This window comes from Lysinibacillus sp. GW823-FHT06C08, assembly GCF_058795135.1.
This window is the reverse complement of record NZ_JBXAHN010000001.1, coordinates 398,923-417,474: the sequence shown is the minus strand read 5'-3', so window position 1 is coordinate 417,474 and position 18,552 is coordinate 398,923. Positions and strand designations below refer to the sequence as shown.

General features: G+C 32.8%; 21 protein-coding genes. All 21 read right to left on the bottom strand.

All coding sequences use genetic code 11. The features are described 5' to 3' along the window. Positions 1-140: 140 nt before the first annotated feature. Complete coding sequence (locus tag AC1Q6O_RS01875) at positions 141-2,162, bottom strand: sulfatase-like hydrolase/transferase (protein WP_342531969.1); 2,022 nt, start codon at positions 2,160-2,162, stop codon at positions 141-143. 25 nt (positions 2,163-2,187) lie between these two features. Beyond that, positions 2,188-2,853: a class I SAM-dependent methyltransferase gene (locus AC1Q6O_RS01870; protein ID WP_342531967.1), complete on the bottom strand. Its 666-nt coding sequence runs from the start codon at positions 2,851-2,853 to the stop codon at positions 2,188-2,190. 83 nt (positions 2,854-2,936) lie between these two features. Then, positions 2,937-3,989 (bottom strand): pseudaminic acid synthase, encoded by a 1,053-nt coding sequence (pseI, locus tag AC1Q6O_RS01865; RefSeq protein ID WP_342531965.1) that lies wholly within the window; start codon positions 3,987-3,989, stop codon positions 2,937-2,939. A gap of 16 nt (positions 3,990-4,005) precedes the next feature. After that, entirely contained in the window at positions 4,006-4,698 is a 693-nt protein-coding gene (locus AC1Q6O_RS01860; RefSeq protein WP_342531963.1) for a PIG-L deacetylase family protein, read from the bottom strand. Beyond that, a complete protein-coding gene (locus AC1Q6O_RS01855; RefSeq protein WP_342531961.1) occupies positions 4,695-5,396 on the bottom strand; it encodes a formyl transferase in 702 nt (233 codons plus the stop codon). The genes AC1Q6O_RS01860 and AC1Q6O_RS01855 overlap by 4 nt, the downstream gene beginning before the upstream one ends. Beyond that, positions 5,393-5,944: a UDP-4-amino-4,6-dideoxy-N-acetyl-beta-L-altrosamine N-acetyltransferase gene (gene pseH / locus AC1Q6O_RS01850; protein WP_342531959.1), complete on the bottom strand. Its 552-nt coding sequence runs from the start codon at positions 5,942-5,944 to the stop codon at positions 5,393-5,395. Before pseH ends, AC1Q6O_RS01855 begins: the two co-directional genes overlap by 4 nt. A gap of 44 nt (positions 5,945-5,988) precedes the next feature. Beyond that, on the bottom strand, positions 5,989-6,993 hold the full coding sequence (gene pseG / locus AC1Q6O_RS01845; protein WP_342531957.1) for a UDP-2,4-diacetamido-2,4,6-trideoxy-beta-L-altropyranose hydrolase: 1,005 nt from the start codon (positions 6,991-6,993) through the stop codon (positions 5,989-5,991). 8 nt (positions 6,994-7,001) lie between these two features. Beyond that, the gene (locus AC1Q6O_RS01840; RefSeq protein ID WP_342531955.1) at positions 7,002-7,727 is read right to left on the bottom strand and encodes a cytidylyltransferase domain-containing protein; all 726 of its coding nucleotides are present in this window, start codon (positions 7,725-7,727) and stop codon (positions 7,002-7,004) included. Continuing rightward, positions 7,724-8,881, bottom strand: a complete 1,158-nt coding sequence (gene pseC, locus AC1Q6O_RS01835) for a UDP-4-amino-4,6-dideoxy-N-acetyl-beta-L-altrosamine transaminase (RefSeq protein WP_342531953.1) — start codon at positions 8,879-8,881, stop codon at positions 7,724-7,726. Before pseC ends, AC1Q6O_RS01840 begins: the two co-directional genes overlap by 4 nt. Before the next feature lie 37 nt (positions 8,882-8,918). Next, positions 8,919-9,890 (bottom strand): UDP-N-acetylglucosamine 4,6-dehydratase (inverting), encoded by a 972-nt coding sequence (pseB, locus tag AC1Q6O_RS01830; RefSeq protein ID WP_342531951.1) that lies wholly within the window; start codon positions 9,888-9,890, stop codon positions 8,919-8,921. Positions 9,891-10,147: 257 nt separating this feature from the next. After that, positions 10,148-10,471: a DUF8042 domain-containing protein gene (locus AC1Q6O_RS01825; RefSeq protein WP_342531948.1), complete on the bottom strand. Its 324-nt coding sequence runs from the start codon at positions 10,469-10,471 to the stop codon at positions 10,148-10,150. A gap of 1 nt (position 10,472) precedes the next feature. Next, positions 10,473-12,158 carry a motility associated factor glycosyltransferase family protein gene (locus AC1Q6O_RS01820; RefSeq protein ID WP_342531946.1) on the bottom strand — a complete coding sequence of 562 codons (1,686 nt, stop codon included), beginning with the start codon at positions 12,156-12,158 and terminating at the stop codon, positions 10,473-10,475. A 188-nt stretch (positions 12,159-12,346) separates the two neighbouring features. Beyond that, positions 12,347-13,156 (bottom strand): flagellin N-terminal helical domain-containing protein, encoded by an 810-nt coding sequence (locus AC1Q6O_RS01815; RefSeq protein ID WP_342531944.1) that lies wholly within the window; start codon positions 13,154-13,156, stop codon positions 12,347-12,349. Positions 13,157-13,338: 182 nt separating this feature from the next. After that, entirely contained in the window at positions 13,339-13,557 is a 219-nt protein-coding gene (gene csrA / locus AC1Q6O_RS01810) for a carbon storage regulator CsrA (RefSeq protein ID WP_036225876.1), read from the bottom strand. Further along, entirely contained in the window at positions 13,557-14,000 is a 444-nt protein-coding gene (fliW, locus tag AC1Q6O_RS01805; RefSeq protein WP_342531941.1) for a flagellar assembly protein FliW, read from the bottom strand. Before fliW ends, csrA begins: the two co-directional genes overlap by 1 nt. A 14-nt stretch (positions 14,001-14,014) precedes the next feature. Next, the gene (locus AC1Q6O_RS01800; protein ID WP_328203278.1) at positions 14,015-14,578 is read right to left on the bottom strand and encodes a DUF6470 family protein; all 564 of its coding nucleotides are present in this window, start codon (positions 14,576-14,578) and stop codon (positions 14,015-14,017) included. Positions 14,579-14,638: 60 nt separating this feature from the next. Further along, on the bottom strand, positions 14,639-15,541 hold the full coding sequence (flgL, locus tag AC1Q6O_RS01795) for a flagellar hook-associated protein FlgL (protein WP_036167117.1): 903 nt from the start codon (positions 15,539-15,541) through the stop codon (positions 14,639-14,641). A gap of 72 nt (positions 15,542-15,613) precedes the next feature. Next, on the bottom strand, positions 15,614-17,206 hold the full coding sequence (gene flgK, locus AC1Q6O_RS01790; RefSeq protein ID WP_342550737.1) for a flagellar hook-associated protein FlgK: 1,593 nt from the start codon (positions 17,204-17,206) through the stop codon (positions 15,614-15,616). Between the two features lie 16 nt (positions 17,207-17,222). Then, positions 17,223-17,723, bottom strand: coding sequence for a flagellar protein FlgN (locus AC1Q6O_RS01785; RefSeq protein WP_008178860.1), 501 nt, complete (start codon positions 17,721-17,723; stop codon positions 17,223-17,225). Between the two features lie 27 nt (positions 17,724-17,750). After that, positions 17,751-18,011 (bottom strand): flagellar biosynthesis anti-sigma factor FlgM, encoded by a 261-nt coding sequence (flgM, locus tag AC1Q6O_RS01780; protein ID WP_036123292.1) that lies wholly within the window; start codon positions 18,009-18,011, stop codon positions 17,751-17,753. Between the two features lie 121 nt (positions 18,012-18,132). After that, a complete protein-coding gene (locus AC1Q6O_RS01775) occupies positions 18,133-18,546 on the bottom strand; it encodes a TIGR03826 family flagellar region protein (RefSeq protein WP_008178864.1) in 414 nt (137 codons plus the stop codon). Positions 18,547-18,552: the final 6 nt, after the last annotated feature.

The following is an 18,552-nucleotide window of genomic DNA, read 5'->3' as shown; positions in this document are numbered from 1 at the left end:
AATGTTTCACTTTTTCTCTAGAAGTACTTTGATTTGTATGTATGACTTCAAAAGAAAAAGCCTCTTGATCAAATAATTCTTTCTTGAACAAGAGGCCTTCAATTCTATTTAATTTTAAATTCTCTCACTGTATTATTATTTTACGACTGTAATTTTATTGCTCTTTGAATAGTTATATCTACATATTTCTCTAATTTATCAATAAATTGTACTGATACATCGTCTAATGTTTTTAAGTCTAATAATTGCGCTTCATAATGCTCTAAATCAACTAATCCATTCTCAGTTACATTAGATTTGGTCTTAAATCTAAAAATATGTTCAGTATCTGTAATAGCAACTAAGTATGGCTGATTAGGGTGTAATGTCTCCGTTATTGCTGTATCACGCCCCTTACCTCCAAAATCTTTTAATACAACACCTTCATTACTATCTAACTTAATGTCAATAAGTTTAGCAATTGTAGGGAAAATATCAAGAACGGAACATAATTCATTACTAATTTTCCCTTCAACTTTTCTACCTGCCAACATAAATGGGACCTTACGTCTTGGTTCATGTAAGAGAAAGTCGTCTTCTTTTAAATAAGTTTGTCCATGATCAGCTACTAAAGCGACAATAATATTTTCTTTGCCAAAACTTGATTCAAGATAACTATATAGTGAGGATAAATGTAAATCTACTCGCTTTAATTCTGATTCGTACTTTTTAATTTTATTTGGGTCATAAGAAGATAATACAGAAGTTGCCCCAAGATTTTTATTTTGTCTATATTTAGCTGAAACATTGACTTGACTCATTAAATCATTATTTATTTCATCTGCGACATCATGTAAATCCATTAAGCTAATCCATAAAAAATGATTATTATTTTTAAAAGTCTCTAAATGTTCTATTGCCTCTCCAACTACTTCTCCAGCTGTAAAGCCTCCTGCATAATTTTGATATAAAATTCGATCCATTCCCTCTAAATAACCGTAGGTTGGTGTAACACGCCAGTCATTATTAATTTGAGTAGTCAAATATCCATTTTCTTGAAAATTTTTAGTGAATAGATGATTATATTTGTTTAATTCGAAATGCTTTGAAGGATGGTATAGACCGTGATGTAAGGTAGTTTTTCCAGTGTACATACTGGCAACACTAGGCAATGTCCAGTCTCCAGTAGTATAACAATTGTTATTTATATAGCCATTTGAAAAAAAGTTATATGTACGAGGCATTAAATTATGTAATTTTTCTTCTATTACACTGTTAGCTAGACCATCTACAAAAAGAGTAATTACAGCTCGAGCTGGTTTTAAAGTAGGTTTCAAATTAACTGGTTTTCCAACAAAAAAGGGTTTACTCGACGTTACTTTATATTCACCTACATCAGTAAATGTAAAATAATTAAATTGGTTTGACCTTAAAACATTTCTTGGGAAACGATAATTAATTTTTGGGCCTTCCACTACTATTTCATCATATTGTTCAAATAATGCTATTGGTAGTGTTGTTGAATTATTAATATCAAAAGCAAATGCATCAGTAGCTTTTCCTTGTAACAATTCAGTTTTAAAAAAGTAACGTGATGTTTTATCAATATCCATCACATTCAATGACTTATACATTTCTGTAAAGTATTCATTGCCGGCAGAATCTTTTACAATTTTTTTCACAAGACTTTCATTAAAGCGATTTATTGGATAAGTTCTTTCGTCTTCTTCTCGAAGAATCATTTTAGTATAATCTGTAGCTGCACGGAATTGATCAGGAGTTAATGTAGAATCTTCTTTTATTTTATCTATTACTTGATTCAAATTTTGTGTCGCTATTTCACGATCATCGTCAGAATTCGCTAATTTTACACATCTTGCAAACATCCATAAGCTATCAATATGCTCTCCAACTGCACTTTTTAAAGTAGCCAAATTAAAAATGATTTCAAACGAAAAAGGAAATTCTTTTAATGCCTCGTCCTCTAATAAAGTTATTCCTAGCTGATACTCACTAAGTAAATAATAATAGTTTGCAAATAAGGAATAATACGATTCATTTCTTATACTTATTTTATCTAATTTTTCCTTAGCTTCTGGTAATAACCCTTCATTTAAGAGCAGTGTGATTTCTTTTTCAAATTTTTTTAAAGCTGTTATTCTTGCATTTTTCAAAAATATCACCCTTTTCAGTTTTTTACACTACATACTAGTTCTTTTTAAAAATTATTCTTGCTAAAAATGGATTTTCATTTTTGTAAACAGAAAACCCTCTTCCTTTAGAGAACTCTTCAATAGAAAATCCAAGTTTTATTAATTTGGTAATTAGCAAATCTGTATCTATATACCTTCTGTAATGATCATCAAAAACTTTGTCTAATTCCTCATCTTCTTTAGTTCTGAACTCCGCTACTATTTCACATGGGATTTTAATATTCTCAAGAATGCTTTCAAAAATCAAATTTTCAGTTTCTTCTGTAATTGCATGTAAGAAAAACCTAGTATAAAACAAAATTTTTTTTTCTTGAGATATTAAAATTTCGTTAATTTTGGTCATTAATTTTTCAACTTCATTAACATCACTTAAATCAACACAGGCAAAATCAATATTTTTATTGGAATTAAAATGTTTCTTCATTATATTATTATTAATTTTTATTACTTCTTCTGATCCATCGATTCCAACAACTTCAAAACCATTTTTTGCAAAATAAAATGTATCTTTTCCAGTTCCACATCCTAAATCAATTATGATTGTGTTATTAATAGTTTTTTCATTTTTTTTTAAAATAAACTCGCCGAAGGCTGAATATTCAGTTAAATCAACTCTATCCTTATAAAATTCTTCCCAGTATTGCTTATTTATGTATCCCATCTAAAATCTCCATTCTTTAATATACTCAATTTAATCTTTTAGTTTATAGAATTTGCAATTCTATATTTTATAATCCCTCAAAATTATATGAAATCAAAATTAAAAGGTTCTCCTTTTTTTATTGAACACTTTACTTTTTTGCCTAGTAGTTGTTCATAATATTTTGGTTTAAGCCCGTTTCCTGGACGGACTATTCTAATGTTCTCTTTAGTAAGTATTTCTCCTATCTCAATATCCCTAGCAGCGTATATTGAACGTCTAAATTTTAATGAAGCTTTTTCTTTTTCTGTTGGACCATAAGTAACTTTTCCCATAGCTAACCAAGCACGTTCCGTTTCTTCTACAAGCGATTTCATTTCAGCAGGTTCCATTGAAAATGCTGCATCTACCCCACCATCAGCTCTATTTAGAGTAAAATGTTTTTCAATGACTGTCGCACCTAGTGCAACACTTGCTACAGCCACACCTATCCCGAGCGTATGGTCAGATAATCCAATTTGGACATCGTCAAATAACTGTTTCATATGAGGAATGGTTAAAATATTTGTGTTCTCAGGCGTAGCAGGATATGTACTTGTACATTTTAATAATACTAAGTCTTTACAACCAGCTTCTTTTGCTGTCCTTACTAATTCATCTAATTCCGACAATGTTGCCATACCTGTGGATACTATCATTGGCTTACCAGTTGCAGCAACTTTTTTGATAAGCTGTAAATCCGTATTTTCAAATGAAGCAATTTTATAGAGCGGAACTTCTAATTCCTCTAAAAAATCAACAGCTGTTTCATCAAATGGCGTACTAAAAGCAATCATTCCTAATTCTTTTGCCCGATCAAAAATTGGTTTATGCCACTCCCAAGGTGTGTATGCTTGCTGATACAAATTATATAGATTTTGTCCATTCCACAAACTTGTATCATCATTTATTTGGAAACCTGGATTATCTAAATTTAATGTCATTGTATCTGCTGTATATGTTTGAATTTTTAATGCATGTGCTCCTGAAGCTGCAGCAGCTTCTACTATTTTTAAAGCACGATCAAGAGATTGATTATGGTTCCCTGACATTTCTGCAATAATAAATGGTTTTGAAGATAAACCAATTTGGATATTTTCAAATAATATATTTTTCAATATCAACAATCCTCTCTTAATCTATTATTTTTCTTCCTAACATAAAAGCTTCTGCCGCTTCAACTCCAATGTTAGAACCTCTCCATCTAGATAAATGCTCTAATGCTCTTATTGATCTAGCATGTGGCCAATCGCGCATTTCATATTCATATGCCTCTAATGCTTTCAGTTTCCTATCTAAAGTCTCACTAATGTTTACATACCAATCTGGTTGAAATGAAGGTGCAGACCCGTGCGTCATCCACTCAGTACTCGAAGCAGTTTCAAAGAAAAGTAAGTCTTGTACTCTATGATTTCCTGGTATTGGCCTAACTGCTGTCAATACTGCCCGATGAATTTGTTGATGATCGACATTTACATCACCAATATGATGTGTATATATTACATCTGGTTTATATTCATTTATTATTTCCTCAACTTTCTTAACAATGTCCAACAAATCAAGCCCATCCATACGATTGTCAGGAAAATCTAATAACTGAACTTTACTTACACCTAAAATTTCATTTGCTTTAAGTGCAGCTTTATGTAATATTTCAAATTCTTCATTATGAATATCTCTATTTCTTTTTAAATCTCTACTAGTAATTCCTTCAGCCAATATTATTGAATTAACCTCGTCTCCTTGAATTACATGTCGTGCCATAGTCCCTCCACAACCTAATACCTCATCATCTGGATGCGCAGCTATTACAATAACTTTTTTCATAAATTTTCTCCTTTCTTTTTAATTCTAACATCAGCTAAAATTTCATTCCCCTTAAATGATGGTCTACTAAACTCTAACTTAAAATGATCAATTTCAATATATGCCTTCGGGTATCCTTCAGCATCTAACATTCTTATATAATCAAAAATTTTATTTAATTCTTCAATCTCCATAATATTACTGTCTTCAGGTTTCCGTCGTTTAAAAGTAGTAACTTCACCTGATTGAATAATAGGTACAGGATTATTTTTAATAATGATTTCTATCATGTCTTGTATTATATCTGCTGCACGCAAATAAATTTCTTCGGCATTACCATAAAGACTGAACGGTACTTTTAAATATATTGGTCCAGAGTCTAATTCTTCTTCACATTTTAACGCCGAAATTTTAGTACTGTATATTTCATTAGCTATCAAATTTTGTAATGGTGATCCTCCCCTTCCAAAAGGTAAATCAGTCATATGGAAAATAATACACTCATAATCTGTGTAAATCTTTTTTGGAATAATATAAGACCAATGAGGAAAAAAAATATATTTAGGCTTAATTTTTTCTAAAAATTCACAAGTTAATTGTTTTTCGTTTTCTATTTTATAAAAATTAACATCATGAATTTTATTTTTTAAATTCAACTCAATTTTTTCATAAGTTTGTTTAGAATATGCAATAACTATATTCAAATCAGAATCACTCATTTCAAATTTTTCAATAATATTTTTTTTATTACATCGCTATGTAATAACCATTTCTCTTTAGTAATACTGTATTTGTATATATCAAATTTTTCATTACCTTTAGTGAATCCACTTTCAAATCTAGCATCTAATAAAAAACCTAATTTTTCATGAAATTTCCTACTTGCAATATTATACTCAATGACTTCTGCAGTTAGTTTTTCAAAGCATTCCATTTTAAATAAATACTCTAGGGCAAGATATCCAAGAATTAATCCGTTTCCCTTTTTATTTATTGGATTTCCTATATAAAAACTCCAACTACAGGTTTTTTTATTATCAATATCGTTAAAAATTACTACACCAACAGGAATATCTTTATAATACAATACATTGGGAATACTCCTTTTAGTCTCAATAATAGTATTGTACCAGCTTAAATGTTCTTCCCATGTAATAATATCACTCTTATACATTAATCTACGTATCTCTTCTCTATTTCTCCAATCCAGTACAAGATGTAAAATTTCTGGTGTCATATCTTTTAATTTATATCCTAAAAAATTCATATAATTCACCCCTTCTGTTTAATTTTTATAAATCTTTTGAAATATCAAAAATTACGATTCATTTCATTTAGAATATTGTTATTAATAATCAATTCATATAATGACCGATAAATATTCATTGAAGAAACATTCTTTGATTCTCCAATAATTTTTATAACACCTAGTTTTTCGACATCCATCGAAACTTTTTTTTGATTTTCAGCAATAATAATGACAAGCGAGGGCAGTTTCATTAATATACGCTCCCAAGTCGTCGCTCCACCACCACCAATTGCTAAATCTGCTTGTGCCATTAATTCTGCTATATTACTCACTTGGCAATAATAATGGGTATTTTCAATTCCGTCACATAGTTGTTTGATTTTCAATTTATTTGGATTTGAATTTCCTACAACTACATCTACAACTAATTTATATTGCTCTATAATTGACTTAATTGCCAAAAGAACTTTTTCTGTCTCATTGGTTGGATCACTTCCACCGAAGAAAATAAATATACGTTCAACTTTTCCATTAAAAGGTTTGATATGCTTTTTTGCTTCTATAAATTCATCTCTTAACAAAGCATGACTTGGTCCTAGTAGCATTTTAGCGGAAGAAGGAACTAACCCTTCATACCTTGTTTCCATATCCGAATAAAAATTTTGATCCAGTAATAAATCACAATCATGTTTACGATTTGCTAAGTCATCAATAACCATTATATTCTTAACAAATGGTCGAACTAAATGTTCCCATTTAACATCAATTGAGTAATGATCAATAATCAGTTTTTTCACATTGTATTGTTTTAAAATCTCAATTGTCTCATAAGCATCTTTCTCCCAGTATTCGGTCACAAAATTCCATAATGAACCATAACAAGGAGGCAAAGTATAAACAACAAACCCTTGTTGTTCTATTAATGTTATACATTCACCCTCTGCACCTCTACAAATAAAAGCTACCTGTTGCCCATCTTTTTTTAACCTGTGCGCTAATGTTAAACAACGCATGACATGTCCAGTGCCAATTTCAACTGAGGCATCCACTCTAATAAATGTATCCATATTATCACCTATAACTTCTTTTGTTCAATATGAGCGTTAATATAAAACCAATCTGGATTAGCTTCCATTAGATTTACTGTATCATGTAGAGTAAATTGAGGATTTTTGAAAAAAAGCTTTTCAATTATATTTTTAATTAGCTGAAAATCTTCCTCTGTATCCACTGTCCATCGATATTTACTATAATCCACTTCATTTTGGACACTACCTACTTTAAAAACATCAGGATTCGTATAAAAATAAGCAGTGACATGTTCACGATCCCTTGCTAACGTAGCTTCATTGTAAGCCTTCTCTAAAGCTGCAAATGTAAATACTTCCGTATCTAAACCTCTTGGATATGTTCTTTCTACTGTATTTGATACATATTCAAAATTATTATCCATAAAATTCCATATTGTTTTATCAACCACTTGCACATCAATTATTGGACAATCAGAAGTAATTCGGACTATTACATCTGCTTTAAATGTTTTAGCTGTCTCATAATATCTAGCCAACACGTCTTCTTCTGATCCTCTAAACCACAAAATATTATTTTTTTTGCAAAACTCTACTATTAAATCATCTTTTTCATCAATGGTAGTTGCTATTACTAAATCATTTATATAATTACTTTGCTGTAAACGCTCTAGTTGATATGATAATAAAGATCTACCATTCACTTTTTTTAGGATTTTCCCAGGTAGACGAGTTGAACCCATCCTTGCTTGAATAATAGCTACGATTCTCATTTTTTCACCTTTTCTAATTCCATAATCACTGAATCGATTACATCCATTACATCCGCATTAGACATTTTAGGGAATAATGGTAAGGTAATAATTGCTTCATATAGTTCTTCTGCTTTAGGCATAGACACTTTAACATACCCTAATTCCTGATAATATGACAAAGTATGTACTGGAATATAGTGTACATTCACACCAATATTTTGAGCTAATAATGCCTCAAAAATTTCTTTTCGAGTTACACTTATATTTTCTAAATTTAATTTAATAATATAAAGATGCCAACTTGAATTACCATCTACATGCTGGATTGGTGTAAATAAACATTCATTATTCTTAAACGCTTCATTATATAATTGAGCAATTTCACAGCGACGTGCTACAAATTGATCTAGCTTCTTTAGCTGACTAATCCCAAGAGCCGCTTGAATATCTGTCATTCGATAATTGAACCCTAAAAACTGCATATCATAATACCAAGGACCATCTATTTTTGAAAGATTGCATGCATCTCTTGTTATTCCATGAGAACGAAATTGTATAAGTTTTTTATAAAGAGCTTCATTATTAGTTGTTATAACGCCACCTTCACCTGTGGTTACGTGTTTTACTGGATGAAAGCTGAACATTGTCATATCACTTAAGGCACCTATTTTTTCTCCTTTATATCTAGCTCCTAGTGCATGTGCTGCATCCTCAATGACAATTAAGTTATGTTTCTTCGCAATATCATGGATTTCTGCCAACTGCACGGGTTGACCTGTAAAATGAACAGGGATAATAGCCTTTGTATTCGGTGTAATTTTTTTTTCAATTTCCAAAGGATCAATGTTATATGTATCTTCTATAATATCCGCAAAAACAACTGTACCACCTACATAACGTACACAATTTGCACTTGCTGCAAAAGTGATTGGTGTAGTAATAACTTCATCTCCTTCTCCAATACCTGCAGCAAAGCATGCTCCGTGAAGTGCTGCCGTTCCATTTGAAAATGCTACAGCATATTTTGAACCAACATATTTTGCCACGCATTCTTCAAATTTCGAAATTGTTGGACCAGTTGTTAAGTAACTACCCTTTAATACGTTCACCACAGCTTGTATATCCTCATCATCTAACCATTGTTGTCCATACGGTAAATATGTATCTCTCATTCTTATCACTCCCCGAAAGAAAAAATGCAGTCTGAGACTACATTTCTTCTACTAAATCTTTTAATTGTTCAATAGTTAACCATTCGGTATTATTATCACTTGTGTAAGCAAATCCATCAGATAAAGCTTTCCCACCATTTAATTGTTCTTTAGCAAACCAAGCAAGTTCAGGTTGGATAACATAGTAATCATCAAACTCTAATGTATGACGAGCATCATCTTCCATAATCATTGCTTCATGTAATTTCTCACCAGGACGAATCCCGATCACTTCTATTTCACATTCAGGTCCAATCGCTTTTGCTAAATCTGTAACTTTCATACTTGGAATTTTCGGCACAAAAATTTCTCCACCATACATTCGCTCTAAATTATCTAATACAAATTGCACTCCCTGACCAAGGGTAATCCAAAAACGTGTCATACGTGCATCAGTAATAGGTAACTTACCTGTATATTTAATCTTCTTAAAGAATGGTACTACGCTACCACGACTTCCTACTACGTTGCCATAGCGTACAACAGCAAATCGTGTTTTCTTTTCTCCTACGTAAGCATTGGCTGCGACGAATAATTTATCTGATGCTAGTTTTGTCGCACCATATAAATTAACAGGGCTACATGCTTTGTCTGTAGAAAGCGCAATTACCTTCTCTACTCCACGATCAATTGCTGCTTCAATAATATTTTGAGCACCATGAATGTTCGTCTTAACCGCCTCAAATGGGTTATATTCACATGCATCGACATGTTTCATAGCTGCTGCATGGATAACAATATCCACACCATCAAATGCACGATACAAACGGTCCTTATCACGAACATCACCAATAAAGAAGCGAATGCGTTCATCTTGAAAATCTTGCTTCATTTCATATTGTTTTAGCTCATCACGACTAAAAACAATAATCTTTTTTACACCTAATGTAAGTGCTTTTCCGATAAATTTTTTACCAAAAGAGCCTGTACCCCCTGTTACTAATACCACTTTATCTTTTAAAACACTCATTGTATTTCTCCTTATCTATGTATCATATAAATATTATATCGGACAAATTTAGCGTATTTCTACATTTGAGAAATAAATATAATAATTTAATATGATGTCCATTTTTATTTATACTAATTTAATTTTTAGCCTATGTTCTTAACCATTCTTTCCATACCAAATAATTTAATTTAATAGAAAATAAGAAAAACACTTTTGAATTTTAATTGAACATTCAAAAAGTGTTTTTAATAACCTATCGCTAATTATTACTAATTTCAAGCTACTATTTTTTCAAAATATGGCAAGACTTCATATTCAAAAATATCAGCTACAAGGACAAAATCCTGTTTTTCTAAACCTTCATTGATAAGATTTAAATATTCATCCAATTGATTTCTATCTAAATTCGTATTGACCCCTTGGTCAGTTAAAATTTCTTCCATTTGTTTAATCCAAGTAATACCTTCTGAAAAATTCAGGATTTCATTTAATGCCATGGGAATTTTATCAGTTCTTAAATTATCTGCAATATATTGTATTCCTGCTGGTAGTTTTGCTACATATTTAAAATATTCATCTACAATCTCTGTTTTATTCATGTTAACACCCTCCGAATTCATCTAATGCAACTCTAGTAAATTTTAAAGATTTTTCAGTTGCCTCTAACAGATTTTCATAAAGATACATATTTTGTTTATGTATTTGTTTGAAATTATCAATTCTCTCACTTTGTTTTTTATCCGTAGTCATTCGCATTACATCCATAGTAATTGGATCAACAATTCTTTCCATTATAACTTGTGGATAATACTCCTTCAATTTTGAATCTATTTTATCTAATTTTTTTAAAGTACTAGTTGTAAAGATAGTATTATTTCTCTCTTCTTTTAAAAGATGAATTGCATCCACTAGTAATTTTTTTATTTTTAAATAGACTTGTATTTCTTGATTCATAAATTCTTTATAATTTGCTTCGTTATCATTTATATAATTCTGAAATTCCAACTTAGTAAGTTTATTTGTTATATTAATATAACTTTCACAAAATGCTACGAAATCTATTTGTGGCATACCATTAATCTTTACACCACCTTCAGTACAATTATAGATTTTATGATGATGCTGTAAGTTTTGATATAATTTTTCTAAACTTTTTCTCATACTATTAAACTGGTGATTCGTCTTTACAGTTTCACCATAGTAACCTTCTACTTCAAATGTCAGATCTTTCTTAAAAAAATCATCTGTTAACTCACTGTAATGGTTATTATTTTCTGCATGGGATTTATTATTAGTAAATGCAAGATCTTGTCCAATGATTGCTATAGGTCCCGAACTAATTTTACTTGCAATTTCTAATGCAGTAATAGCAACTGTACCACCAGTTGATAGCATTGGTAAATCTTTACCTAGACCTTCTTTAATACGTTTATGAATACTATCTTCTCCATAAAAACAAAAGCTATAGCGGTTTCCTTGAAAATCTCTTTCTATTTTCCATGCATTCCCTAATCCATAAATTAAATCAAAATCATAACATTTAATGTTTTTAAAGTGTAAATAGTTACTTTCTCCACCATCCATTGTTACTACATAGTCAGGAATAATGTCTGCGGCCAATAAAGAATTAATTGTAGAACCAGCACTTATTATCAAACATTTATCTTTAATCTTTTTTAACAATGATAATTGTTTCGTTAAGGAAGGTCCTCCCGAAGCTAGAATTACAGGGCAATCATACTTATTATAGAGTGCTTTTAAACTATTATCTTTATTAACGTAGTATAAATTCATAATGTAATTTTCTTGCCATAAATCGCCAAAAAATCTTATGGTATTTTCATTTACTATATCTTCAATTTGAACATGACGAATAAAATCTAGAAATTCTTTATATTCTCTGTCAAAAATTTTATCATAATTAGGTGAGAGTAGAATATTGACCTTACGATCAAATTCAGCAATATAATCTTCTGAACGCTTACAAAAGTCTTGTAAATCAGTAAAAATTCCTTCAATATTATCCTTATTTTTAATATTTAAACTACTAAATAAAGGATCGTAAACCAAAATACCTGTATTCCCATACTTGTTTACAATAGTATTAGCTATGTACCCTAGGCCATAGCCAAATAATATATTTAAATATCCTTCTTTATAGTTATTATTTATGTATTTTTCAGCCTCTGCTTCTGGATTGTAATTACTATGTAAAAAATATCCATTCACTTTTGCATTAGGCTTATTATTTCTTGTTTGTAAATAAATTATATCTAAATCTTCCATAAAGTCGTCTCCTTGCTTTACTTAGTAAGACTATCCTGATAAAAGCACTTTTAGTAGTATTCTTTAGAAAAATAATATACTACCTCTTTGTTTATATCGGTATAAAAAAGGATTTTTAAATTTTTTATTAAAAAAAGCTTGAACGAGGACTCGTTCAAGCTTTTAATATTATTCTAAATGTTAGTCAATTATTGTAATAATTGAAGTACACCTTGTGGTTGTTGATTAGCTTGAGCTAACATAGACTGAGCAGCTTGCATTAAGATATTGTTCTTAGTGAAGCCCATCATTTCTTTCGCCATGTCAGTGTCACGGATACGTGATTCAGCAGCTGTTAAGTTTTCAGAAGTTGCACCTAAGTTATTGATAGTGTGCTCTAAACGGTTTTGAACAGCACCTAAATCAGAACGTTGTGAAGAAACTGATTCTAAAGCGTCGTTGAAGTTTTTGATAGCTTTGTCAGCTTTTGTTTGAGTATCAATTGAACCCGTAATTTTCAGACCTTTTGTATCCATTGTACTAATTTGTAATGTAATCGCTTGTCCATCATTAGCACCGATATGGAATTTTTTACCTGAAAAAGTACCATCTAATAAGTTTTGAGTATTGAACTCAGTGTTTTTAGCGATACGGTCGATTTCTGATTTTAATGCTGTTACTTCTTTGTTAAGTGCTGTACGGTCTGCAGTTACGTTTGTATCGTTTGCAGATTGTACTGCTAATTCACGCATACGTTGTAGGATTGCGTGAGTTTCGTTAAGAGCACCCTCAGCAGTTTGGATTAAAGAGATAGAGTCTTGAGCGTTTTTAGTAGCCATATCAAGACCACGGATTTGTCCGCGCATTTTTTCAGAGATTGCTAAACCAGCAGCGTCATCGCCCGCACGGTTTACTTTGTAACCAGAAGATAATTTCTCAAGGTTTTTAGAAGCTTGAGTGTTGTTGAAAGTAAGGTTACGGTGTGTGTTTAAAGCTGAAATGTTGTGTTGAATTCTCATTTGGAATTCCTCCTTGAATGTTTGTTTTGTTATTCCACATCCGTGTGGAATTTAGGAATAGGTAGTATGTTTGTACTTCCTGCCCCTTACAAACTATATATCGTAATTAGTTGGAAATGTTTAATAGTTTTTTAGAAATTTTTTTATTTTTTTATGTAATAGTTTTAAACAACTTATATCTCTTATTTTTTCTTCAATTGCTCTAAAAAGTTTGTTGTTGAAGAAAGAGCTTCTTTATTTTGAGCTTGTATTGCTTGAAAAACTTCCGAACGATGTACTTTTACCGTTTTTGGGGCAACAATACCTAGCTTAATTTGCTCTCCTTCTACGGCTAAAATCTTTATTTCAATTTGATCACCAATCATGATTGACTCATCTTTTTTTCGCGAAAGGACTAGCATTATTTTGCACTTCCTTCCAATGACTGCATTGGGTAACGTAATGGATAGAATTTACTATCCTGAAGGACAATTTGTTTACCGCATTTTTTTTTCATATTAATGATTAAAGGTGCAAGTAAATTAATAGTTGAATCTTGGAGTGTATCCTTCATTGTTACTATAGAGTATGTTAACACATCCTCTTCCTTCTCTAAGTGTAGCTGCCCAAGATCCTCTTCACTTATATCAAAGCTATAATCTTTTTTGAAAGCGAAAGGGTATGCAACGACAAAACCAATTTCAGGCCGCTCAACTGATTGTAATATTGCTAACGGAAGGTCTGCATCAATTGGTAGCAATATAAATTTCCGCTCCTCCTCTAATCCTAGTAAGCCATGTTCAAATGTTAGGATATCCTGTTCAATAATTTCAACTTCTCCTAAAAATTTAGTAGCAATTTTCATTTTAAAACTCTCCTTTAAATGATGACATCGATGTCAACATCTGGTCTTTGTATCATTGTACCAGTTACTTTTCCTGGTGTGTATTCATGTATAGGTTTGTTCACTTTGGCGTCAATTACTGGTTCTCTTCGTTGAATATTGATATCCGTTGTACCTGGAGTGAAATTAATTTTGACGGATCCTACGGATGGTACAAATTTGACATTAAATTGTACACGATGTGGACCGTGGTTTTGCTGAGCGATATTTTGAATTACTGCACGCCCTTGATCTTTCCCTGAATTCTCCATAATTTGTCGTCCTTCTCTTGCTCTTCGTGCCATTCCTTTTAGCGCCTCTTGTTTCCCTTTTTCAGCGTAATTTGCACTTGATTCTAAGGGACCGATCATTCCTATGTCTCTTCTTGCCTGTGAGGAGTCAATCTTCAAAACACTTCTCGTTGTATTTATATCTAAAATAGCGGCTGGCTGTTCAATATGCTGTGTCGCTTTTGGTTGTTCAATATGCTGCTGAGGTTTACCAATATGAAGATCAATTTTGGCATCGATTGTACGAATTTGTATTTGTGGTAGCCTCACAATACTAGCTCTCCTTTCAAGAAAAGCGTTTGAACAAGGTGTCCAAACGCCTAAATGATATTAACGGATAAAATCCACTAGTGTTTGTTGAATAATTTTAGAACCTACTGAAAGTGCAGCCTGATGAATAGATTCATGTGTCACCATTTCAGTAATGGCCTTTGCATAGTCAACAGACTCATTATCTCTCAATTGTTTTGTTACGTTAACCTCACGTACACCCAAACGATTTTCCATCATTTCTACACGATTTTGCCGTGCCCCGATGTCTGCCTGTGCTTCTAAAACTTTATTATGCATGGCTGTAATATCATCATTTGTAGTAGATGAGGATACTCCACCTAGCATGCTAGCAATTTCTTCACCTGTTTTTGTTGGATCGCCTAATAAATCCGAAATTTTCCCCATCATATCATCTATATTATTAAATAGATCTTTCCCTGGTGTATTCACAGAAAGCTGGATACCATCATATATTTCTACTTTTACACTCTCTTGATTAGTATTTGGGTTTATGGCACCTCCTATAAACAAAGGCTCGTTTGTTCTAGTTCCACTAAATATGTAACTACCACCTATATTCGTATTCCCTACATCCTGTAATTGTTGGCGAATTTGGTCAATTTCTTTTTTTATTTTGTCTCTATCCTCAGATGTATTTGAATCAGTGGCCGCTTGAATAACCAGTTCACGAACTCGCTTCATCTGCTCACCAACCTGATTTAAAGATTCATCCGTCGAATCCAACCAGCTTCCTGCCGTAATCATATTGCGAGTATATTGTTCTACTTTAGCTAAATCTCGACGATAGCCCATACCCTTTACTGCAATAACTGGATCATCAGATGGACGAGTGATTTTTGAACCCGAATTGATTTGATCTTGAAGCTTTGACATTTTACCATAGCTGATATTTAAATTGCGTAGCATGTTACTTGATAGCATAGATTGTGTTACACGCATTTTGTAAAAAACCTCCTTCTTGTCAGTTGGAGAAAGCTGTCTCCATTAATTACTAATTACTCTTTTCTATCGTTATAAACCTACTCGGCCCATACCGTTAATAATTTTATCCAATGTTTCATCGACAACTGTAATCATACGTGCATTTGCATTATATGCTTGTTGAAAAGTAATCATATTTGTCATTTCTTCATCTAACGAAACAGCACTTACAGAATCGCGGCTTTTGAACACCATTTGAAGTTGGGATTCAGACGAGGCCGCTAAACGTAATGCTTCTTCACCATCTACACCAACTTTTCCGACAATCGCTTGATAGAATGATTGTAAGCTTGCATTATCTATATCTGCATATAATTTATGCTGCATATTGGCAAGCTCGTAAGCATTTTTACCATTTCCTTCTTCTGTCGGATTAGTCGATGCTGCTAAAAGATTAGGATTTTTTTTGATATCCTCATTAACCTTAATTCCACCAGCACCAGCTCCTTCAAAGAAAACGCCACCTGGTTTAGAAGCATTGATGATGTTTCCATTCGCATCTTTTTCTTCAAGGGTATAACCCTTTGCATGCTGCGCATTGAATTCTTTAATAAATGCATTAGCCAGCTGATCTAATTTTTGTAAAGTTTCCGAGTAGTATCCTTTAATATCGCCGCCTGCACTTTGATACCCAAACGAATTGATGAGTGAAAGTAATTTCCCTTTTGATGCTTCAAAGTCTTGCTGTTTAATGGCTGTTTGTGTACTAGTGACAGCACCTGCTTCGTGTGCATCTAAAGATTCCAATCCTGTTAATTGTAATTCAGAGAAAGAATTTGTAATATCGTCGCCTGTCACCTTCGTGCCATTAGTACCCATTGCTGTGAACTGAGCGAAATCTTTACCGTTTACTAAATCTCTGACAACACCATCTGCGCCTTTAAATGTAATTTTTAAGCTGCCCTCTGCAACCTCTGATGCTAAACCACCAGAAGGAATACGTTCAATTGATACCGGGATATATTCATTTAATTTATCGACTAACGTATCACGAACATCATATAAATCATTTGGTACATGTCCACTAGGTTCAACCTCTTGAATCTGTTTATTAACAGCAGCGATCTGTTTAAGGATGGTATTAATTTGAGTTGTCGAAACATTAAGCTCATTTCCAAGATTACCTTGAATCATTTTTAATTGCTTATCAAGGTAATTAAAGGATTCAGCTAAGTGCTCCGCACGACTAATGGCTACTTGACGTGAAGCACCATCTGCAGGCTTTGTCGCAATATCTTGAAGACCCTTCCAGAACTGTTCGAAAGCTTTATCTAAACCAAATTCTGAAGGTTCATTCATAACATCCTCCATTTGGGCAATAGCATTTGTTCTAGATTCCCAATAACCTAACTTATTCGTCTCTTGACGATATTGGCGGTCAATAAATTCACTGCGAATACGTTGAATTGAACTTGCTTCTACCCCAGTACCAAGATGTCCCGGGTAAGTTGGTTGGTTTAATCCAGCAGTTGGAAAACCAGGTGTTGCCTGCATGTTTACTCGTTGGCGTGAATAACCTAATGTGTTGGCGTTGGAAATATTATGTCCTGTTGTGTATAAAGCTGTTTGTTGTACGAAGAGGCCACGTTTACTTGCTTCTAGCCCCATAAATGTTGAGCGCATGTTTCTTCCTCCCTTGTTAGGCTTGTGAATCGAAATATGATTTTTTTGCTATGTTATTTGTGCCGAGAACCTCGTTGCTAGAGTAGTTCATTTGCTCTGTTCGAGGTCTTACAGCATCTAATGTTAGGTTGACGATTTGTAGTGACTGGAACACGAGTTTTTGATTTAGGTCATTTTGTGTGCGTAGATCATTGATAATTTGTAATAAGCGATCGCGAACTACTGATAATGTTGCTTTGTCCGTTTGTTGTTCAGCAGCCTCGATGACGTCCGCAACAGTTGTTTTGTCAGATGAAGCAAGTCCCTTTGCTTCAAGGTAGTCCGTTACCTGTTTCTGACGCTGTTGTTCGAGCTTATCGATGGCCGCTACGTGTGCCTGCTCATCCTTGAGCAATTGGTCTAGCGCTTCGATATCGCCAGCTTTAATGATCTCTGTTTTTTTGAAGGCTAGTTCAAGTAAGCTTTTATGCATTCTCTCTAGCATCATTAATGTAGAATTAATCGCTTCTACAGACATTTCGCTATACACCCTTTCTGCTATACCCTAGAAACGATAATATTTCAGCATATCCTCAGCTACTTTACGAGCATCTACTTTGTATTCTCCAGAATCAATGTCTTTTTTCAGCTGTTGAACACGGTCAGCTCGCTCCGTATTGTAAGTTGAAACGCTTTTCATGTCTTGAGCAGCTTTTGAAATTTCGATTTTATCTGCAAAAGATGTTTTGTTTGTATCGGATTTAACATTGCGAACCTGGTTTTTATAGGCGTTCACTGCATTAATTCCATAAGATGTAATTTTCATCTTGAAACCCCCCGTCTAAAAATCTTATCTTACTATTATTTCGGATTGTCTCACATAATGTTAAGTTTTCACATATAAAAAAGTGTGCTAATTTTGTTTAAAATTAACACACCTTCAATTATTAACGTTTTCGGTCTGCGTGATATGTGACACGATCGCGTTGCTCTACACTATCACGGAATTCCTTAGCCGCTTCAAAAGTACGTAAATCAGCTTTTAATTCATCCTGACATTTTGTGCAAAGCTTGCCTGTCGTCGTCAGATGACCACAGTTATCACATGGGTAGCCTAAGTTAGGAAACATTGCTGGTTGCAAGCGACCTTTACGCACCCATTTATATAATAGCTCTTCCTCTGCTCCCGTCGCTTCTACAATACGCTCCACTGTTGCAGCACGGTTCTCACGTTTACGTAGGAAGCGATATACGATTTGATACAGTTCTTCTTCTGATTGTGCACATTTATGACAAACTTCCCGTACCCCTGTATAATTAAAAAACTCATTACATTTTGGACAATTTCGAACCTCTGCCATCTAGTT

Coding starts and splice junctions, on each gene's coding strand:
- AC1Q6O_RS01870 (WP_342531967.1), bottom strand. CDS start 2,853: ATGGGATACATAAATAAGCAATACTGGGAAGAATTTTATAAGGATAGA.
- AC1Q6O_RS01860 (WP_342531963.1), bottom strand. CDS start 4,698: ATGAAAAAAGTTATTGTAATAGCTGCGCATCCAGATGATGAGGTATTA.
- AC1Q6O_RS01855 (WP_342531961.1), bottom strand. CDS start 5,396: ATGAGTGATTCTGATTTGAATATAGTTATTGCATATTCTAAACAAACT.
- pseH (WP_342531959.1), bottom strand. CDS start 5,944: ATGAATTTTTTAGGATATAAATTAAAAGATATGACACCAGAAATTTTA.
- pseG (WP_342531957.1), bottom strand. CDS start 6,993: ATGGATACATTTATTAGAGTGGATGCCTCAGTTGAAATTGGCACTGGA.
- AC1Q6O_RS01840 (WP_342531955.1), bottom strand. CDS start 7,727: ATGAGAATCGTAGCTATTATTCAAGCAAGGATGGGTTCAACTCGTCTA.
- pseC (WP_342531953.1), bottom strand. CDS start 8,881: ATGAGAGATACATATTTACCGTATGGACAACAATGGTTAGATGATGAG.
- pseB (WP_342531951.1), bottom strand. CDS start 9,890: ATGAGTGTTTTAAAAGATAAAGTGGTATTAGTAACAGGGGGTACAGGC.
- AC1Q6O_RS01825 (WP_342531948.1), bottom strand. CDS start 10,471: ATGAATAAAACAGAGATTGTAGATGAATATTTTAAATATGTAGCAAAA.
- AC1Q6O_RS01820 (WP_342531946.1), bottom strand. CDS start 12,158: ATGGAAGATTTAGATATAATTTATTTACAAACAAGAAATAATAAGCCT.
- AC1Q6O_RS01815 (WP_342531944.1), bottom strand. CDS start 13,156: ATGAGAATTCAACACAACATTTCAGCTTTAAACACACACCGTAACCTT.
- csrA (WP_036225876.1), bottom strand. CDS start 13,557: ATGCTAGTCCTTTCGCGAAAAAAAGATGAGTCAATCATGATTGGTGAT.
- fliW (WP_342531941.1), bottom strand. CDS start 14,000: ATGAAAATTGCTACTAAATTTTTAGGAGAAGTTGAAATTATTGAACAG.
- flgL (WP_036167117.1), bottom strand. CDS start 15,541: ATGCGTGTAACACAATCTATGCTATCAAGTAACATGCTACGCAATTTA.
- flgK (WP_342550737.1), bottom strand. CDS start 17,206: ATGCGCTCAACATTTATGGGGCTAGAAGCAAGTAAACGTGGCCTCTTC.
- AC1Q6O_RS01785 (WP_008178860.1), bottom strand. CDS start 17,723: ATGTCTGTAGAAGCGATTAATTCTACATTAATGATGCTAGAGAGAATG.
- flgM (WP_036123292.1), bottom strand. CDS start 18,011: ATGAAAATTACATCTTATGGAATTAATGCAGTGAACGCCTATAAAAAC.
- AC1Q6O_RS01775 (WP_008178864.1), bottom strand. CDS start 18,546: ATGGCAGAGGTTCGAAATTGTCCAAAATGTAATGAGTTTTTTAATTAT.